The organism is Uliginosibacterium sp. TH139 (assembly GCF_002855595.1).
Classification (GTDB): domain Bacteria; phylum Pseudomonadota; class Gammaproteobacteria; order Burkholderiales; family Rhodocyclaceae; genus Uliginosibacterium; species Uliginosibacterium aquaticum.
Map to the genome: position 1 here is coordinate 473842 of NZ_PKRR01000002.1, position 13886 is coordinate 487727.

The following is a 13886-nucleotide window of genomic DNA, read 5'->3' on the forward strand; positions in this document are numbered from 1 at the left end:
GCGAGCGCGCTCAGACGTGTTCGGGCAGTGCCGCTTCCAGACTCAGCAAGGCGCGTAGCACGGCCGCTGCCGCACCTTGCGCAGCCGTCTGCACATCCACCCGCATGACCTGCACCTGCGGGGGATTGAGGCCGGAGTCGGCATACAGCTCATCGAGACGCGCACGCAAGCCAGGCATCAGATCGCCGCCGAGCTGGAAGGCCGCGCCCCCCACGAAAACCCGCCCCGGATCATAGGTCTGACACAAGTTGTAAATGAAAGCGCCAAGATGCCGGCTCAAGCTCTGCAAGGCCGCCAGCGCACGCGGCTCGGCGGCCTGAACGGCGCTGCGCAACTCGCTCTGTAGTGCAGCGGGTGACAGGTTGCGCGGCAGCTCAAGTTGCCGCCCCATAGCTTCCAGGGTCAACATGGCCTGCACACACCCGGCACGCCCGCAACTGCAGGCAGGGCCTTCCAGCTGCAGCGTCTGGTGCGCCACATAGCCCGCCAGACCGTGACGGCCGCGCATCAGGCGATCATGCAGCATGGCCGAGACCGCTACATTCTGCCCCACATGGACATACAACAAGGCTTCGGACAGCTCCAGCCGATTGATCTCGGCATGCTGCAAGGCGATGCAGTTGGCCGCCCGATCCACGATGACCGGTACATCCTGCATGCCTTGCGCCGCCAGACGGGCCAGCAGGCCTGCGCGCACCGGCAAGCAACTCCAGCCCGTAGATTCGGAAAACCGCAGATCCCCCGTCAGCGGATCCACCGGCCCCGGCACAGCGACGCCAATCCCGCAGATACGCCGGCCGGCGATCTGGAAGCGCGCCTGCATGTCACTGATCTGGCGTGCCAGGGTATCGAGCACAGCCTCACCGGCAAGCCCCTCGGTGCTGAGCACGCTGAGTTCAAAAACCTCGCCGGCCAGGGTGCTGGCGACCACCCGCGAGCGCTCGCCATTGATATGCGCCCCCAGCAGTACCAGGCGGAACGCATCGAACACCAGCGGCGTCGGCCGGCGCCCGAGCGTCGTCGAAGCCAGTCTCGGCTCTTCGGCCAGCCAGCCTTCTTCAGTCAGGCCCTCGACAAGGCGCCCGATGGCGGCACGCGTCAGTCCGGTCGCCTCGGCCAGGTCAGTCCGCGAAACCCCAGGCCGTTTGCGCACTTCGCGCAGGATCGCCATCCGGTTCACATTCTTGATGAGCTGCTGGTTTCCGGTAATGAGCATGAGTGGTCGCTGCAACCTCTGGTTTGGGGTCTATGCAAAATGCGGAACGATTCTGGTGCATGACTTGTGCGGCATGCAAGCCTGAAAACGCCAGAATCGTGGGCTTTCTGCTTGAAGTCACGAAATACAACAAAGAAAAAGCCGGCTTGCGCCGGCCTTTCCATACAGCCTGCGGTGCTCTGCTTACTGCTGGTAGGAACACTTGTTCGGATCACCCAGCGGGTCGACACCGAAGACGGCAACGGTACAAGCGACACTCTTACCCACGCCGACATACTTGGTCACCCACTTGCCCTTGCGGCCAAAAGCCACCCAGCCGGTGCCCTTGGTAACCGAGCAGGTTTCACCCAGTGCGGCGCACTTGGAGAAGCCGTCCGGATAGTCGCCCGTGCCGGTCAGGGTCGGGGCAGTGCTGGCGCTCGACGAAGCAGCCGCGCTGGAGGCCGCGGCACTGGAGGCGGCAGCCGACGAAGCCGTGCTGGAAGCCGCAGCACTGGAGGCAGCGGCGCTGGAGGCGGCGCTCGAGCTGCTCGCAGCGCTGGAAGCGGCACTCGAGCTGGTGGAGGAGCCGCTACAGGCCGAAGCCGTCAGCACAGCACCGTTCTTGCCCACGCCGGCATAGCTTGCCAGCTTGTCCTTCACGCATTGGGCCGTCACCGGCTCGTAGGTGTAGGTCAGGGTCTTCGGGAAGGTAGCCGTGTTGGTCCAGGCCGAAGCGCTCTTGTCGCCACTGGCCGGGGTGGTCCAGGTGATGTTGTAAGTGGCGAAATCAGCCGTGCTCAGGATGTTGTTGTTGCGCAGATCCCAGAAACCGCAGTTGCTGCCGCTGTCGTAGAAGCAGACCACCGGGTTAACGGCGTTCTGGAAGTAGTTGCGTTCGATCAGCGCATAGCCGGCCTGACGAGTGTTAATGCCCGAGCTGGTGATGCCGTCGTACAGGTTGTTGTAGACGTGGATCCAGCCACCGCGTTGCAGCGGCAGGCGGGCATTCACGTTCTTGTAGTAGTTGTGGTGATAGGTGATCTCGCGACCGCCATCGATATCGCTGGAGGAGGAGCCATCCAGGCCGACCTTCTTGCTGTCGTGGATGTAGTTGTACGACACGGTGATGTTGTGCGAGGCCTTCTTGATGTCGATGGCCGACTCGAAGGTCAGGTCGCCGTCGGGCGAGCCATTGCACTCGTTGTTCACCGCAAACATTTCGTTGTGGTCGATCAGCACATTGGAGGCACTGTCGATACGGAACATGTCCGCATCGTTGCTGGCACCGCCCAGGGCACCGATCTTCATGTTCTTGACTACGACGTTGCTGGAACCTCCGTTGAGCACGATGCCAAAGTTGGCCGAGGAGCCGTTGGCGCCTTCGATGGTCACACCAGCGGTGTAGTTCTTCACCTCGACGTAACGGTAAGCATCGCTCCAGTGCGGGGCCGGGCAGTTGCCGGAAGAATCCTTGGTGGAATCCTTGACGATCTGGGCAATCAGCGCATCTTCGTTGCCGGTATAGACGATGTGCAGCGGATAGGCGCCGGTGGCTACCTTGGTGCCCGCATCGTTGTAACGCGCATTGGCGATGATGGTGTTGATTTCCGCGTAGGTCGACACGGTGAACTTGCGGGCTGTCGAGATATTGCCGTCCGCGGTGGCGAAACCGCCGGTGGAGGCCGCGAAGGCGCTGCCGGTGAGCATGGCAATGGCTGCCGCGCTGGCTTTCAGTTTGAAGCTCATTTTGTCTCCTCAAGAGTAATGGTGCCAGCCTGAGCAGTTCATCCATGACTGCTCTTGAGCGGAAACGTCTTGTCAGAAACGCCCCGACAACTGGTGTCGGAATTAAATGCGCGGCCCGTTCAAATAACAATTCAAAGGGCGTCAACTGGGTAGTTTTTACAAGTGTTAGTTTGTATCCAGGTGTTAGCAATTAACCAAGCAAATTCATTTCATTGCCAAAAATTCAGAAAACACCTGAAAACAATAAAATAATTCTGCGGCAACGCACAAATTGTTAGCGAAACCATCCACAAATCTGACTCAAGCTGCGGCGCACAAAATCTATGCATGGCGCGCTCCGAGTCTCAGCCACCGCCGCATTTCGACCGTTCGTCGGGATTGCACGACTCAACTGCTCAAAACCTGAGCAAATTTAATTTATTTACATATAGAGATTAAGAAACATAAGGGTAATCACCTACATCCCAAGACCTAAACTAAAGTAGTAAGACAAAGTTCAGCTTGGCGTTTACCGACGCATCGCATCAAAGGCGTAGCTGCGCGCCAACGACAAATTCAAGCGTGCGCTGCCATCGCCAGCCAGTTTCTGCCCCAAGGCGGTTCGTTACACAGAGCGGAATGCGCACCCGCGAAGGATGCTCACCGCTCGATGAGCACGCCAAACAAGCCTCCGGAATCAAGCCGCCCTGAGCTCACAAACAAAGTGCAAGAAAAAATCTGAAAAGCGGCGAGGCGTGATGCAAACCCGGATCGGGTCAGCGATCAGCCATGCATGACAAAGCGAGCAGGCCAGCCTTCATTGCTCGAGACGGGCCATGCAATGCTTGTGATGTCTTCAACCGGCAGCAGCGCCGCGGCAAGCACAAGCTAGCTCTACTCGCCGGCATCGCCGGGCCTGAGCCGGCTCAGCGGGCATAAGAAACCGGGGCCGCACCTGCGCACGGCCCCATCGTCAAACCGGCAGGCGCAGCCCAGGTCGGCCGAGGTCTGGCGGCATCACTTCTGGTTCAGCACCGAGGCTCGCTGCAGGCGTGCACACCAAGCCGGATACTCGCTGTCGAGCAGCTTGGCCGGCCACTGACCGTACCAGGCATAGCCCGTGCGTCGCTCGTGGTGGATGTCGGCATACTTCGCCACCCGGATGCCATCCCGGTTAGCCAGCACCACGCTGTTGTCCTTCAGGTCATAGAAGCGCGCCCACAACAGCGGCGCAGCCGGATCCTCGACCAGCAAACGGTCCGTCGTCGCGGTGTGGTACTCGTACTTGACCGGCTGATCGAGCTTGACCGTCTCGATCTTCAGTCCCTTCAGGGCCGAGCGCTCGAACCATTTCACCCCACCTTCGATTGCGCGGATCTGGGCCGGCGTGGGTTTGTCGATCCCCATCAGGTAACGCAGCATCTCGATGCTCTCCTGCGACACGATGGAGGCCAGCTCGAAGCTGCGGCCATTGGCAGGAAGCAAGGTATCGGGGTGGTATTGACCTGCCCAGCCGGCCAATTGGCCGTTCTGCACGATCTGCAACTGCAGCACGCAAGCATCACCACGCTTGACGGCAGCCCCTGCCCGCGCACGGGTAGCCGCAGGCATAAAGGCAAAGGGCGCGCTGCCAGCGGCGATCTTGCGCAGGGTGCGCAGCACGCCGGAAGTCACCTCGTCCGCCATGGTGATGTAGGGGTGATAGGACTGCTCGCCCGGCACGGTGTGCGGCCAACCACCACACTTCTTGTGCTGATTGTTCAGGGTGAAGTCCAAACCACGCAGCAGGGCTTCGCGATAACGCGCCTCCCCCGTCTGCCCATACACGGCCGCCAGATATTCAATCTGTGAATAGACGTTACGGTTATCAAAGCTGGCCGACTCGATCTTCTGCTCTTCCTGGATCTGAGCCTTTTCAGCATAGCTCAGTACCCGTGTAGGGTCGCGGTTCTCGATCCAGCCTCCGTTGAGACGCTGGTAGAGCAAGACATTGTTGGCGATCTCCCGGATCTGCTCCGGGGCGTACTTCTCGTACTTGTCGCCGTAGCGATTGCGCCAGTGCTTGATACCGTCGTCAAAGCCCTGCAGCGATACCGCAGTGTAGCCAGCCGCCACGGACTGGCCACCAAGCATTCCAAGCAGTGCACCGAGCAGCGCGCTGCGAATCATCTTGCGAGTCATGTGTTCCCCCCGGAACGGGTTATCGAGTGCCGGGGATCATAGCCCAGAGTGGATCAGGCAGAAGAACTGGAAAAACCGTGCAGGAACCGCTGCAGGATCACGCGCAACGACTCCTGCGCAAGCGGCTTGCTGAGGTAATCATTCATGCCTGCGGCAAGGCATTCATCACGATGCACTTCGAGGGCATTGGCGGTCAGTGCCACTACCGGCAGGTCATGTCGACGCACGCTGGAATGAGGGTCGCGGATCTGGCGGGTAGCTTCCAGCCCGTCCATTTCCGGCATCTGCAGGTCCATCAGGACCAGGTCATAGTCACTCCTGCTCAGCGCGGTGAGCGCCTCGCAGCCATTCATGGCGGTATCGGCCTGCAGGCCCGTAGCCAGGCTTCCAGCCCCACACGCAAACCACTGCCCGGGCTTGACCAGCATGACCCGTCCATTGCCAGGCCAAGGCAAGGCATCCAAGAGCTGAGCGAGGCCCCAGTAAGATCCATCGTCCAGGGACACCGGTACGCGGTAAATCAGCCCCTATCCACCCTGCACCCGCTTCACCGGCCCGGCCAGAAATGGGCTGCGCTAGCGAATGATTTTTAGATGGCCGGCCGTTGCTACGGATTGTCCGGGTAGTACAGCGCAATCGCACGCTCATTGCCAGCGAGCGGATCGACATGGCTGATCCGATTGCCGGGCACGATACCGATGTTGCGGATGGCGTGGCTGTTTCCATAGAGTATCGTCAGCACGCGGCATATTTCCTCGGCATGAACCTCGCCACGATCAGCGCGAATGAAGGCCTCCACACCGCTGACCAGGTAGAGCGTGGAGATCTGCTCGCTCTCGATCCGCGCGCGCTGGGCATACCGCCGTAGCAATCCTTCCTGCACGGTCTGACGCTTCCGCTCCTGGCGCACGAACAGCGCGCTCAGCGCGCGCCCGCCAGCAACAAGCACAGCGCCACCACAGCGGGGAAAAGCACGGGATGCGTGTCTTCACGAGCAGAACGCCCAAAGTCTCCTGCCGGCCGGAGGAAACAGGCGCCCCTCACCACACCCGTCGGTAGGCACTAAAGGCAAAGCAGCCCAAGGCTTCAGCGGACGTAAAAAACCGGCCTCAGCGAGGCCGGTTTTTGGGGACACAAGTCCTCCCGAGGCTCAGGCCGCCACGGCGCCTTCACCACGAATCGCTGCGGCCAGGGCCATGTCACGCACCAGCACATGCTCGCGCAGCCAGCTGGCGAGAAACTGATCGATATCCAGCTGAGCGGTGCGGGCACCACGTGCCACGCGCGATTGCAAGGCACAGACCTCGCTCACGAAACGGTCGTGCTCGGCCTTGTGAGTGGGGTAATGCGGATAGCCGATCTGGCGCATGAAGGCTTCTTCGCGCGCGAAATGGGCTTCGGCGTAGTCACGCAGAGAATCAACGATGCTCTGGGTTTCCTGATTGATCTGACCGGAACTCATGTCCTGATGCAGGCGTTCGAGCAGGCTGAACAGGTTGCGGTGATCATCGTCGATGGCTGCGTTGCCAACAGCCAGATCACTAGTCCATTTGGCGAGACTCATGGGGAAATGCTCCTTGATACCGAGAGGAAAAACGGGTGCGCCGAAAGTCCCCGGCGCTTGGTGTCAATGATTGCCCCACTGGCAAGCGGCGGGTTGACGCAACACATCAAATTGCATTTTTTCACCGCCTCGTTGCAGTTTTCTATTGAGAGCCCTGCGCCAGCGCAAGTCCGACGGCAAGACGAAAAAAAAGGCCGGCACCGCAGTGCCAGCCTTTACTTGTTACTTACCCGGAAGGCTCAATCCCGCGAGAGGCGGGCAGTAAACACTTCATCGGCGTGATCCGGAAACTGGTAGCGCTCGAAAGTGCCACGGATCTTGTCCATGTGACGTTCTGCGTCCTTGTCGAGAAAGCTGATGCCCAGCGGCTTGCCATTAGCCGCGAGGGTCATGAAGGCAAAACGCCAGCGCCAAGTTTCAGCCAGTCGCTCGCGCAACTCGCGTTCGTTGGTAATGGCCACGCCTGCCGCCTTGATCGACTCAAGAAACTCGACGTAGGTCTGATCGCAAATCTGTTGTCCCATCTCCTGCTTTCCTTTCAACGCAAAACTGCGTCCTCCATGCGGCAAATAACGCGGCCTGTACGGGCAGGTTGACAGGTTTTTGCAGTTTTTTTCAGGGCTCGCTACGTACCGGCCCTGTCAGGAGCGGAAACGGGCGCTGCGGCAGCATCGACAGCCAAGCCGCCACGCCCGCCAGCGCTATGCCGGCCAGTGCATCCAGCGCCACATGCTGACGCGTCGCCACGGTGGACCACACAATGGCCACACACCACAGCGCGCTCGCCCAGGGCAACCAGGCCGGGCTGCCAAAATCCCGCAGCAGGCGATGCAGCCAGATCGCGGAGAACACAGCCGTGGCCACATGCAGCGAGGGGCAGGCATTGCCGGCCGCATCCACCCCCTTGAGGAAGGCCATACCCGGATAGCGGGCCCAGTCGATATCCGCTGGCGGCACAGCCGTGGGCCACAGATAGAAACTCACCAGACCAACAATACACAGCAGACCGATGCGCACGCCGTAAGCCACGATATCGACGCGCCGGAGCATGAAGATCGGTGGCAGAGACACGTAGGCCCATAGAGAAAGGTAGGGAATCAGGGCAAGTGGATGGAAGCTGATCCAGGAATCCAGCCAGATCCTGGGCATGATGAAAGTCACATCCGCCGGATTCTTAAGCAGATAGATGTAGGCCAGAAAGAAGACAAAGGTGAAGCCCATGGTGCCCAGGCTCTTGAACCAGAAGCAGCGGCGCAAGGTCTGCCAGAAGCGCTGCCCCCAACCCAGATGATGCATCTCGTGTTCCAAACCGGTCTCCGACTCTAACTGCAGCCACCCAGGGCATGCACCTGCTGCATTGTGCCAAAGCTCACCTGCCAGCGCTCACCCAGTGCGACGGAAAACGGCTGGACCCCGCTCTGCTGAAGGGATAAAATCCCGCACTTTTCAAAGACTTAGAAATCCACGTCAGCCCGATGACCGGTTCGTGCGTTTCTTGTCTGGTCTGGGTAAACCCGCAGCAACACCATGAACCGAACTCGTTCCCGTCTGCCGCTGATAGACACGCTAAAGGCGATCGCCTCACAACTGATCGTTCTTCATCACCTCGCCTTTTACGGCCCGATGTCTGACATCGCCCTGCCCTTGGCGCCTGACGCCATCAGCTGGCTCTACGACCATGCGCGCATGGCGGTTCAGGTATTCCTCGTGCTGGCGGGCTTCCTGGCTGCCCGCAGCCTTGCCCCGGCAGCCCTGCCCGGCGCCATCCAGCCGCTGCGCCTGATCTGGCAACGCTACTACCGTCTTGCCGTACCGCTGGCCATCGCCCTGCTGATCAGCGTGCTGAGTGCTGCCATGGCACGCCAGCTTTTGAACCATGAATCCATTCCTGCCGCACCCACCCTGTGGCAGATGGTTTCTCACACACTCCTGCTGCAAGGCGTTCTGGGACAGGAGTCCCTGTCAGCCGGGGTCTGGTACATCGCCATCGATTTCCAGCTCTTCGCCATGCTCTGCCTGATCCTTGGTGCCGTCAGCAAGCTCACCCACCCGGCACGCGTCGCGCTGTGGCTAGTGGCGGGTCTGACCTGTGCCTCGCTCCTGCACTTCAACCTGCAGTCGGATTGGGACAACTGGGGGCTGTACTTCTTCGGCGCCTACGGTCTGGGCGTGATGGCTCAGTGGAGCTCCCGTCACCGGCATGGCCGGGCCTGGCTGCTACTGCTGTGTTCGCTGGGCCTCGCAGCACTGGCCTATGAATTCCGGCCACGCATTGCGCTGGCCTTCGCAACCGCCACGCTGCTGGCGGCCGCTGCCCGCTCCGGCTGGCTTGAGCGCTGGCCGGACTTCCGCCTCAGTGCCTGGCTGGGCCAGATTTCCTATTCGGTGTTCCTGATTCACTTCCCGGTCTGTCTGCTGGTCAATGCCGTGTTCTCACGCGTCGCGCCAGACTCACCCGCATTGAACCTCGCCGGCATGTTACTGGCCTGGCTGTTCAGCATCGGGGCCGGCCATCTGTTCTATCACCGCGTCGAAATCGGCCTGCGCCCGCAGGCTGCCGTCCGCGCACTGCGCACTGCACTCAGCGGAGTCTGACTTGAATCTGCCATCCCCCGCCGAGCGCCGTCAGCGCCAGCGTTTTGCTGCCCTGCGTGAGGGCAAGCCTTGTATCGAAATCCAGATCGGCGATGCGCGTGGCACGCTGATCGATCTGTCGCTGGATGGTTTCGGCCTGCCAGCTACACTTCCGCTGCCCAGTACCCCCTTCGACTTCGTCCTGCGCCTGATTGACGGTTTCGGAGACAAGGTGCGCGGGCGCGCCGAACTGGTCAGCCTGACCGGAGAAGGCTCGCAGCGCCAGCAAGGTTGCCGTTTCATCGAACTCGATGCCGCCGGCGCCCAGACCCTCAAGGAGTGGCTGGTGGTGATCGTGATCTGCAGCGCCTCGGTGCGCCTCTCCAGCCGCGAGGCCGAAGCCATCGTGCAAGGCCCGTCCCTGATCTGAGCATGCAGAAACACATCGTCATCCACAACGCCGAACGCGACAACATCGACACTTGGGTCAAGTATCGCAACGGGCTGTGCGACAGCTGCAATGCGGTGTGCTGCACCATGCCGGCCGAAGTGCGCGTGCGCGACCTGATCCGCCTTGGCGTGATCGAGGCCTTCGATCTCGAGACCGACCCCAAGCATCTCGCCAAGCGCCTGCAGAAGATGGGGGTGATTGAGCACTTCAACTTCCGCCACAGCCTGTTCACGCTGGCCCGCCGGGCTGGCGGCGACTGCCACTTCCTGGATGCCAGGACACGTCAATGCACCGTGTACGAGAAACGGCCGGACACCTGCCGCGACCACCCGCAGAAGATCGGCCCACGCCCCGGCTTCTGTCCTTACCGCCAGAAAAGCCGGCCAGCGGCACGCTCCGCCGACTGAATCCGCGATTGCCGTCTATAGTGAATGAGCGCCGCCCCTTGCAGTGGCGCATTCAAGGAGGCAGCCATGAGCCACAAGGAACAGCGCGGGAACAAGGAAACCAAGAAACCGGCTTCGCACAGCATGAAGGAAAAGCGCGAGCTCAAGCACGCCAAGAAGCATGCACGCGACACCCCGGTGATCGTGCCGCCGCACAGTCCGCACTAGGATCCATCACAGGGACCAGACCGACCCTTAGTCAGCAAGCAGCTGATTGAGCAGTTGCGCCAGGCGCAGGCCGGCGCGCTCGATCTGTGCGCGGATCACGGCCACGCTGTGTTGCTGGTATGCAAGATCCAGCACGATCGGTTCGCTCAGTTTGGCGTCACATGAAAAGCCCGGCAGGGGTTCATACACTTCGCGCCGGGCAAGGTCGCGCGTTTCGATCATCCATTGCGTCGGGCTATCCACCGCCAGCAGCCCCCGGCTGACGGGCTGCGACTTGCGCGTCCAGCCAGCCAGCGCCGCATTGAGCAGCACGCCGTCCCACACGGTGTGGAAGGTGTCATCCGGCTTGAGACTCATGCCGGTTACGAGCACTTTTGCCCCGCCGCCGTTGCGATTCACACCCGAATGCAAGGGCATGTGCAGATCGCCCAGCAGATGCACCACCCACTTCAAAGCCTCATTGCGCGCTCGATGCGGCTGCGAGCGATCAGCCAGCACTGCAGCGTAGCGGATGATCAGCTGATCGACGCAGTTGCCATCACGACAAGCGCCCAGTTGCTCACTGCAAATCTGGTTGCTACGCACATGCCAGCCCTTGTAGGCAGCGGGATCGGTTTTAACGGCCTCATCGCGGATCTCGTCCGGCCAGGACGCGATCTCGCTGAGGTGCTTGCGCCCCGAAGATTTCTCCTTGCGGTCCAGATCCTCCACCAGCAAGGCACTCACCTGTCGCAACGCAGCCGGGCTCAACTGCGCCTCGGCAATAGCGGCCACTGCGGCATGGCCCTGCGCATTCCAGGCACGCGCCCCGCCAGAGATGCAGAGCAATGCAGCCACAAGCAGAAGACGGGACAGCATGACGCCTCCTGATCAGTAGTGCGGAGGGATTTCCTCGCGCAGATCGCGCTTCTCGGCACTCCCCTCCGCGCCCCCCTGCATCTGCTGGTAAAGCAGACGTAGCTGCGCCTGCAGATGATCAAGCTGTTCCTGCTGGCGCCACACGGTGCGATTGAGTTCCTCGAGCAGATCCTCAGCCAGACAGAGCTTGCTCTCGAGATTGATGATGCGATCTTCCATGGGACACTCGGCAAGGCGGATGAAGGCCGCCATTGTACCCGCCCCTCCCCGCCCGCCAGCGTTTGCCCGATACTGTGCTCCCATCGGCAGCCTCGTCTGCCATCGACTTGCCCGCAGCCAAGGAGCCCCGCCCGATGCACACTACAATCATCAGTGCCGCCACCCTGCAAGCCCATCTCGCTGATCCGGCCTGGATCGTTCTGGATGTGCGCCACGACCTCTCCGACCCGCAAGCCGGCCGTGCGGCCTATACGGCCGGCCACCTGCCCGGAGCGTTCTTCCTGCATCTGGATGAGGACCTCTCCGGCCCGAAGAACGGCAGCAATGGTCGCCACCCGCTGCCAGATCGCGCCAGTTTCGCCGCCCGCTTGGCCGGCCTGGGTGTCAATCAGGCTTCGCAGGTGGTGATCTATGACGCTCAGGGCAGCATGATGGCCGCCCGCCTGTGGTGGATGCTGCGCTGGATTGGCCACCAGGCCGCAGCGGTTCTGGATGGTGGCATGCCGGGATGGCTAGCCGCTGGCGGGGAAATCACGAGCGCATTGCCGCCCGCTCGGAACGCGGGAGACCTCATCGCCGGTGAATCCCTGGTGGGCAGCATTGATGCCGCCGGAGTCATGAGCAATCTCGCCGCGCAGGACAAGCTGGTCATCGACGCGCGCGCACCGGATCGCTTCCGTGGCGAGAACGAAACCCTTGATGCGGTTGGCGGCCACATCCCGGGCGCATGCAACCGCTTCTTTCGCGACAACCTGCAAGCAGATGGCCGCTTCAAGCCCGCGACTGAGCTACGGGCGGACTTCACCGCCCTGCTCGGTGCCCGCCCGGCCTCCCGCGTCATTGCCCAGTGCGGCTCGGGCGTGACCGCCTGTCACAACCTGCTGGCACTGGAGATCTCCGGCCTGCCGGGCGCCATTCTTTATCCGGGTTCGTGGAGTGAATGGAGCAGTGATCCGGCCCGGCCGGTCGCGACCGGCAACTGATCAGGCATGCATGCCCAGGGTGTGCTTGCAGTGTGGATAGGCCCGGCACCCCCAGTAGCGCCCCTGCTCGTTCTGGCGCGGAATCATCTTGAGGAGGCAGCCGGGGCAGGTCGGCGTCGTGTAGTCACCCTCCACCGCCAAGTTCAGCAGGCGCTGACTGCTTTCCTGCGGCAAACGTCCCAGCAGGGCGAGAAACATACGGTCATCCACCAGGGTGATCTGCTGCCCCCGGGCGAATTCCTTGGCGGCGCTGCTGAAACGCCAGGCCCCCATGAAGAAGGCCCGCTCCACGCCAGCCTCGTGCATCCGCTGCACAAGAGGCTGGAGGGCCTCGACGTCAACCTCCTGGCGACCGCGCGCCTTGCAGTGCAGCAGCGAGAAAGGCTGCTCACTGCCGGTCTGACACAGCACAGCCTCCAGACTGCCATCCGCACCGGCCGTTACCGCCCGCGCAAGCAGTTCTCGCTCCTTGTAGAAGGCCAGGCACAGATCCCCCATGCGCTTCCATTCCAGCGCATGCAACAAGGCGAGGCTCCAGTCGCGGGGTTTGGCCGCAGGCTGACTGGCCAGGCTGACCACCGCATCCAGCGGTGCCGGACTTGCTGCGGCATCGTCAAGCTCAGGGGCCTCATCCTCGGGCGCCTCCTGAATGTGTCCGAGCCCGCGCAGAATGGCCAGCACCAGCAAGCCATAGCACACGGGCAGAACCAGCCACGACAGCCAGCCGGCCGATCCGCTGTGCACCGCGCGCGGCAACACATCCCCCAGCACGAAGAGCGCGAACGCCCGCAGTGCCGGCCCCTGCCAGCCGGTGCCGAGCCAACGGGATGCACCAAGCAACGCAATGGATCCAGAGGGAACAGGGTCAGCAGCATGCATAGCAGCGTCTCGCGGTAAGCGTGTCATTCCCCGATCATAGCCAGCGCATTCTTCCCCGTTCCCCGCAGGCCACCAACAGCGGACGAGTGGCCGGATCGACAAGCCTTGCGGGCGCTAGACTGCGGCTTCTGCCACCCCGGGTCCATCGCATGGACGCAACTCGCAGCTCTACCGCTCCGCAGCATCTACTGCTGGCCATCGTGCTCGCAGGCCTCCTGCTGTTTGCGGCACATGCGGCCAGCACGCACCTGCTTGCCCCCGCGCCGGTAGCGGCCGCGCAAGCGACGGCCAGCGCCCCCAGTGATCTCGTTGCCCGCGCTGAAGAAGCCAATCAGGCTGAACTGCGTCGTGCCCGCGTCGCCCGTGAGCAGCAACTCATCGAAACCGATCGCCAGCGCCGCGAGCAGAACATGCAGGCCGCCCTGGCAGCCCGCGAGCAGGCCGATGCCTTCGACCGCATCGAGCGCGAGCGAAAGGAGCAGGCCTGGCAGCGTTTCTATGTCAAACCGCGCAAGTGCAACAATGCCAGTGAGCCGGCGATCACCGTCGAATGCAGCAACCACTTCCTGCGCGAGCAACAACGCTTCGAGAAACAGTGGGCCGAGGGCAAGCCGGACAAGCCTTGATCTACAATCGTGGC

17 protein-coding genes are annotated in these 13886 nt (G+C 61.9%); 6 read left to right on the plus strand and 11 right to left on the minus strand.

What is annotated here, in order from left to right; translation table 11 throughout:
* Positions 1–10 precede the first annotated feature (10 nt).
* The 8 genes from C0V76_RS05720 to C0V76_RS05755 form a co-directional block, all read right to left on the minus strand.
* A complete protein-coding gene (locus C0V76_RS05720) occupies positions 11–1216 on the minus strand; it encodes an ROK family transcriptional regulator (protein ID WP_101941409.1) in 1206 nt (401 codons plus the stop codon).
* Between the two features lie 183 nt (positions 1217–1399).
* On the minus strand, positions 1400–2944 hold the full coding sequence (locus C0V76_RS05725; RefSeq protein ID WP_101941410.1) for a pectate lyase: 1545 nt from the start codon (positions 2942–2944) through the stop codon (positions 1400–1402).
* A gap of 996 nt (positions 2945–3940) precedes the next feature.
* Entirely contained in the window at positions 3941–5104 is a 1164-nt protein-coding gene (gene pelA / locus C0V76_RS05730; protein ID WP_216821661.1) for a pectate lyase, read from the minus strand.
* Between the two features lie 53 nt (positions 5105–5157).
* On the minus strand, positions 5158–5532 hold the full coding sequence (locus tag C0V76_RS05735) for a response regulator (protein WP_101941411.1): 375 nt from the start codon (positions 5530–5532) through the stop codon (positions 5158–5160).
* Between the two features lie 179 nt (positions 5533–5711).
* Positions 5712–6053, minus strand: a complete 342-nt coding sequence (locus C0V76_RS05740) for a hypothetical protein (RefSeq protein WP_101941412.1) — start codon at positions 6051–6053, stop codon at positions 5712–5714.
* A gap of 201 nt (positions 6054–6254) precedes the next feature.
* Complete coding sequence (locus tag C0V76_RS05745) at positions 6255–6668, minus strand: bacteriohemerythrin (RefSeq protein ID WP_101941413.1); 414 nt, start codon at positions 6666–6668, stop codon at positions 6255–6257.
* A 239-nt stretch (positions 6669–6907) separates the two neighbouring features.
* Positions 6908–7192, minus strand: a complete 285-nt coding sequence (locus C0V76_RS05750; RefSeq protein ID WP_101941414.1) for a hypothetical protein — start codon at positions 7190–7192, stop codon at positions 6908–6910.
* Positions 7193–7283: 91 nt separating this feature from the next.
* Positions 7284–7964, minus strand: a complete 681-nt coding sequence (locus C0V76_RS05755; protein WP_101941415.1) for a phosphatase PAP2 family protein — start codon at positions 7962–7964, stop codon at positions 7284–7286.
* A gap of 231 nt (positions 7965–8195) precedes the next feature.
* Between C0V76_RS05755 and C0V76_RS05760 the strand changes: the two genes are divergently transcribed.
* The 4 genes from C0V76_RS05760 to C0V76_RS20025 all read left to right on the plus strand — a co-directional run bounded on the left by C0V76_RS05760 (position 8196) and on the right by C0V76_RS20025 (position 10307).
* Positions 8196–9263: an acyltransferase gene (locus tag C0V76_RS05760; protein ID WP_101941416.1), complete on the plus strand. Its 1068-nt coding sequence runs from the start codon at positions 8196–8198 to the stop codon at positions 9261–9263.
* A gap of 1 nt (position 9264) precedes the next feature.
* Complete coding sequence (locus C0V76_RS05765) at positions 9265–9672, plus strand: PilZ domain-containing protein (RefSeq protein WP_158239152.1); 408 nt, start codon at positions 9265–9267, stop codon at positions 9670–9672.
* Positions 9673–9674: 2 nt separating this feature from the next.
* Entirely contained in the window at positions 9675–10100 is a 426-nt protein-coding gene (locus tag C0V76_RS05770; protein ID WP_101941418.1) for a YkgJ family cysteine cluster protein, read from the plus strand.
* Positions 10101–10166: 66 nt separating this feature from the next.
* On the plus strand, positions 10167–10307 hold the full coding sequence (locus C0V76_RS20025) for a hypothetical protein (protein ID WP_170020670.1): 141 nt from the start codon (positions 10167–10169) through the stop codon (positions 10305–10307).
* 27 nt (positions 10308–10334) lie between these two features.
* On the opposite strand, the gene C0V76_RS05775 is transcribed toward C0V76_RS20025, so the two are convergent.
* Positions 10335–11165, minus strand: coding sequence for a S1/P1 nuclease (locus C0V76_RS05775; RefSeq protein WP_101941419.1), 831 nt, complete (start codon positions 11163–11165; stop codon positions 10335–10337).
* Between the two features lie 12 nt (positions 11166–11177).
* Complete coding sequence (locus C0V76_RS05780; protein ID WP_101941681.1) at positions 11178–11384, minus strand: SlyX family protein; 207 nt, start codon at positions 11382–11384, stop codon at positions 11178–11180.
* Between the two features lie 134 nt (positions 11385–11518).
* On the opposite strand from C0V76_RS05780, the gene C0V76_RS05785 reads away from it, so the two are divergent.
* Positions 11519–12367, plus strand: a complete 849-nt coding sequence (locus C0V76_RS05785) for a sulfurtransferase (RefSeq protein ID WP_101941420.1) — start codon at positions 11519–11521, stop codon at positions 12365–12367.
* On the opposite strand, the gene C0V76_RS05790 is transcribed toward C0V76_RS05785, so the two are convergent.
* Entirely contained in the window at positions 12368–13207 is an 840-nt protein-coding gene (locus C0V76_RS05790; RefSeq protein ID WP_101941421.1) for a restriction endonuclease, read from the minus strand. It lies immediately after the preceding gene.
* A gap of 188 nt (positions 13208–13395) precedes the next feature.
* Here C0V76_RS05790 and C0V76_RS05795 point away from each other — a divergent pair, with 188 nt between their 5' ends.
* A complete protein-coding gene (locus C0V76_RS05795; protein ID WP_101941422.1) occupies positions 13396–13872 on the plus strand; it encodes a hypothetical protein in 477 nt (158 codons plus the stop codon).
* Positions 13873–13886: the final 14 nt, after the last annotated feature.

Coding starts and splice junctions, on each gene's coding strand:
- C0V76_RS05785 (WP_101941420.1), top strand. CDS start 11,519: ATGCACACTACAATCATCAGTGCCGCCACCCTGCAAGCCCATCTCGCT.
- C0V76_RS05745 (WP_101941413.1), bottom strand. CDS start 6,668: ATGAGTCTCGCCAAATGGACTAGTGATCTGGCTGTTGGCAACGCAGCC.
- C0V76_RS05775 (WP_101941419.1), bottom strand. CDS start 11,165: ATGCTGTCCCGTCTTCTGCTTGTGGCTGCATTGCTCTGCATCTCTGGC.
- C0V76_RS05755 (WP_101941415.1), bottom strand. CDS start 7,964: ATGCATCATCTGGGTTGGGGGCAGCGCTTCTGGCAGACCTTGCGCCGC.
- C0V76_RS05720 (WP_101941409.1), bottom strand. CDS start 1,216: ATGCTCATTACCGGAAACCAGCAGCTCATCAAGAATGTGAACCGGATG.
- C0V76_RS05760 (WP_101941416.1), top strand. CDS start 8,196: ATGAACCGAACTCGTTCCCGTCTGCCGCTGATAGACACGCTAAAGGCG.
- C0V76_RS05795 (WP_101941422.1), top strand. CDS start 13,396: ATGGACGCAACTCGCAGCTCTACCGCTCCGCAGCATCTACTGCTGGCC.
- C0V76_RS05725 (WP_101941410.1), bottom strand. CDS start 2,944: ATGAGCTTCAAACTGAAAGCCAGCGCGGCAGCCATTGCCATGCTCACC.
- C0V76_RS20025 (WP_170020670.1), top strand. CDS start 10,167: ATGAGCCACAAGGAACAGCGCGGGAACAAGGAAACCAAGAAACCGGCT.
- C0V76_RS05750 (WP_101941414.1), bottom strand. CDS start 7,192: ATGGGACAACAGATTTGCGATCAGACCTACGTCGAGTTTCTTGAGTCG.
- pelA (WP_216821661.1), bottom strand. CDS start 5,104: ATGACTCGCAAGATGATTCGCAGCGCGCTGCTCGGTGCACTGCTTGGA.
- C0V76_RS05770 (WP_101941418.1), top strand. CDS start 9,675: ATGCAGAAACACATCGTCATCCACAACGCCGAACGCGACAACATCGAC.
- C0V76_RS05735 (WP_101941411.1), bottom strand. CDS start 5,532: ATGCTGGTCAAGCCCGGGCAGTGGTTTGCGTGTGGGGCTGGAAGCCTG.
- C0V76_RS05780 (WP_101941681.1), bottom strand. CDS start 11,384: ATGGAAGATCGCATCATCAATCTCGAGAGCAAGCTCTGTCTGGCTGAG.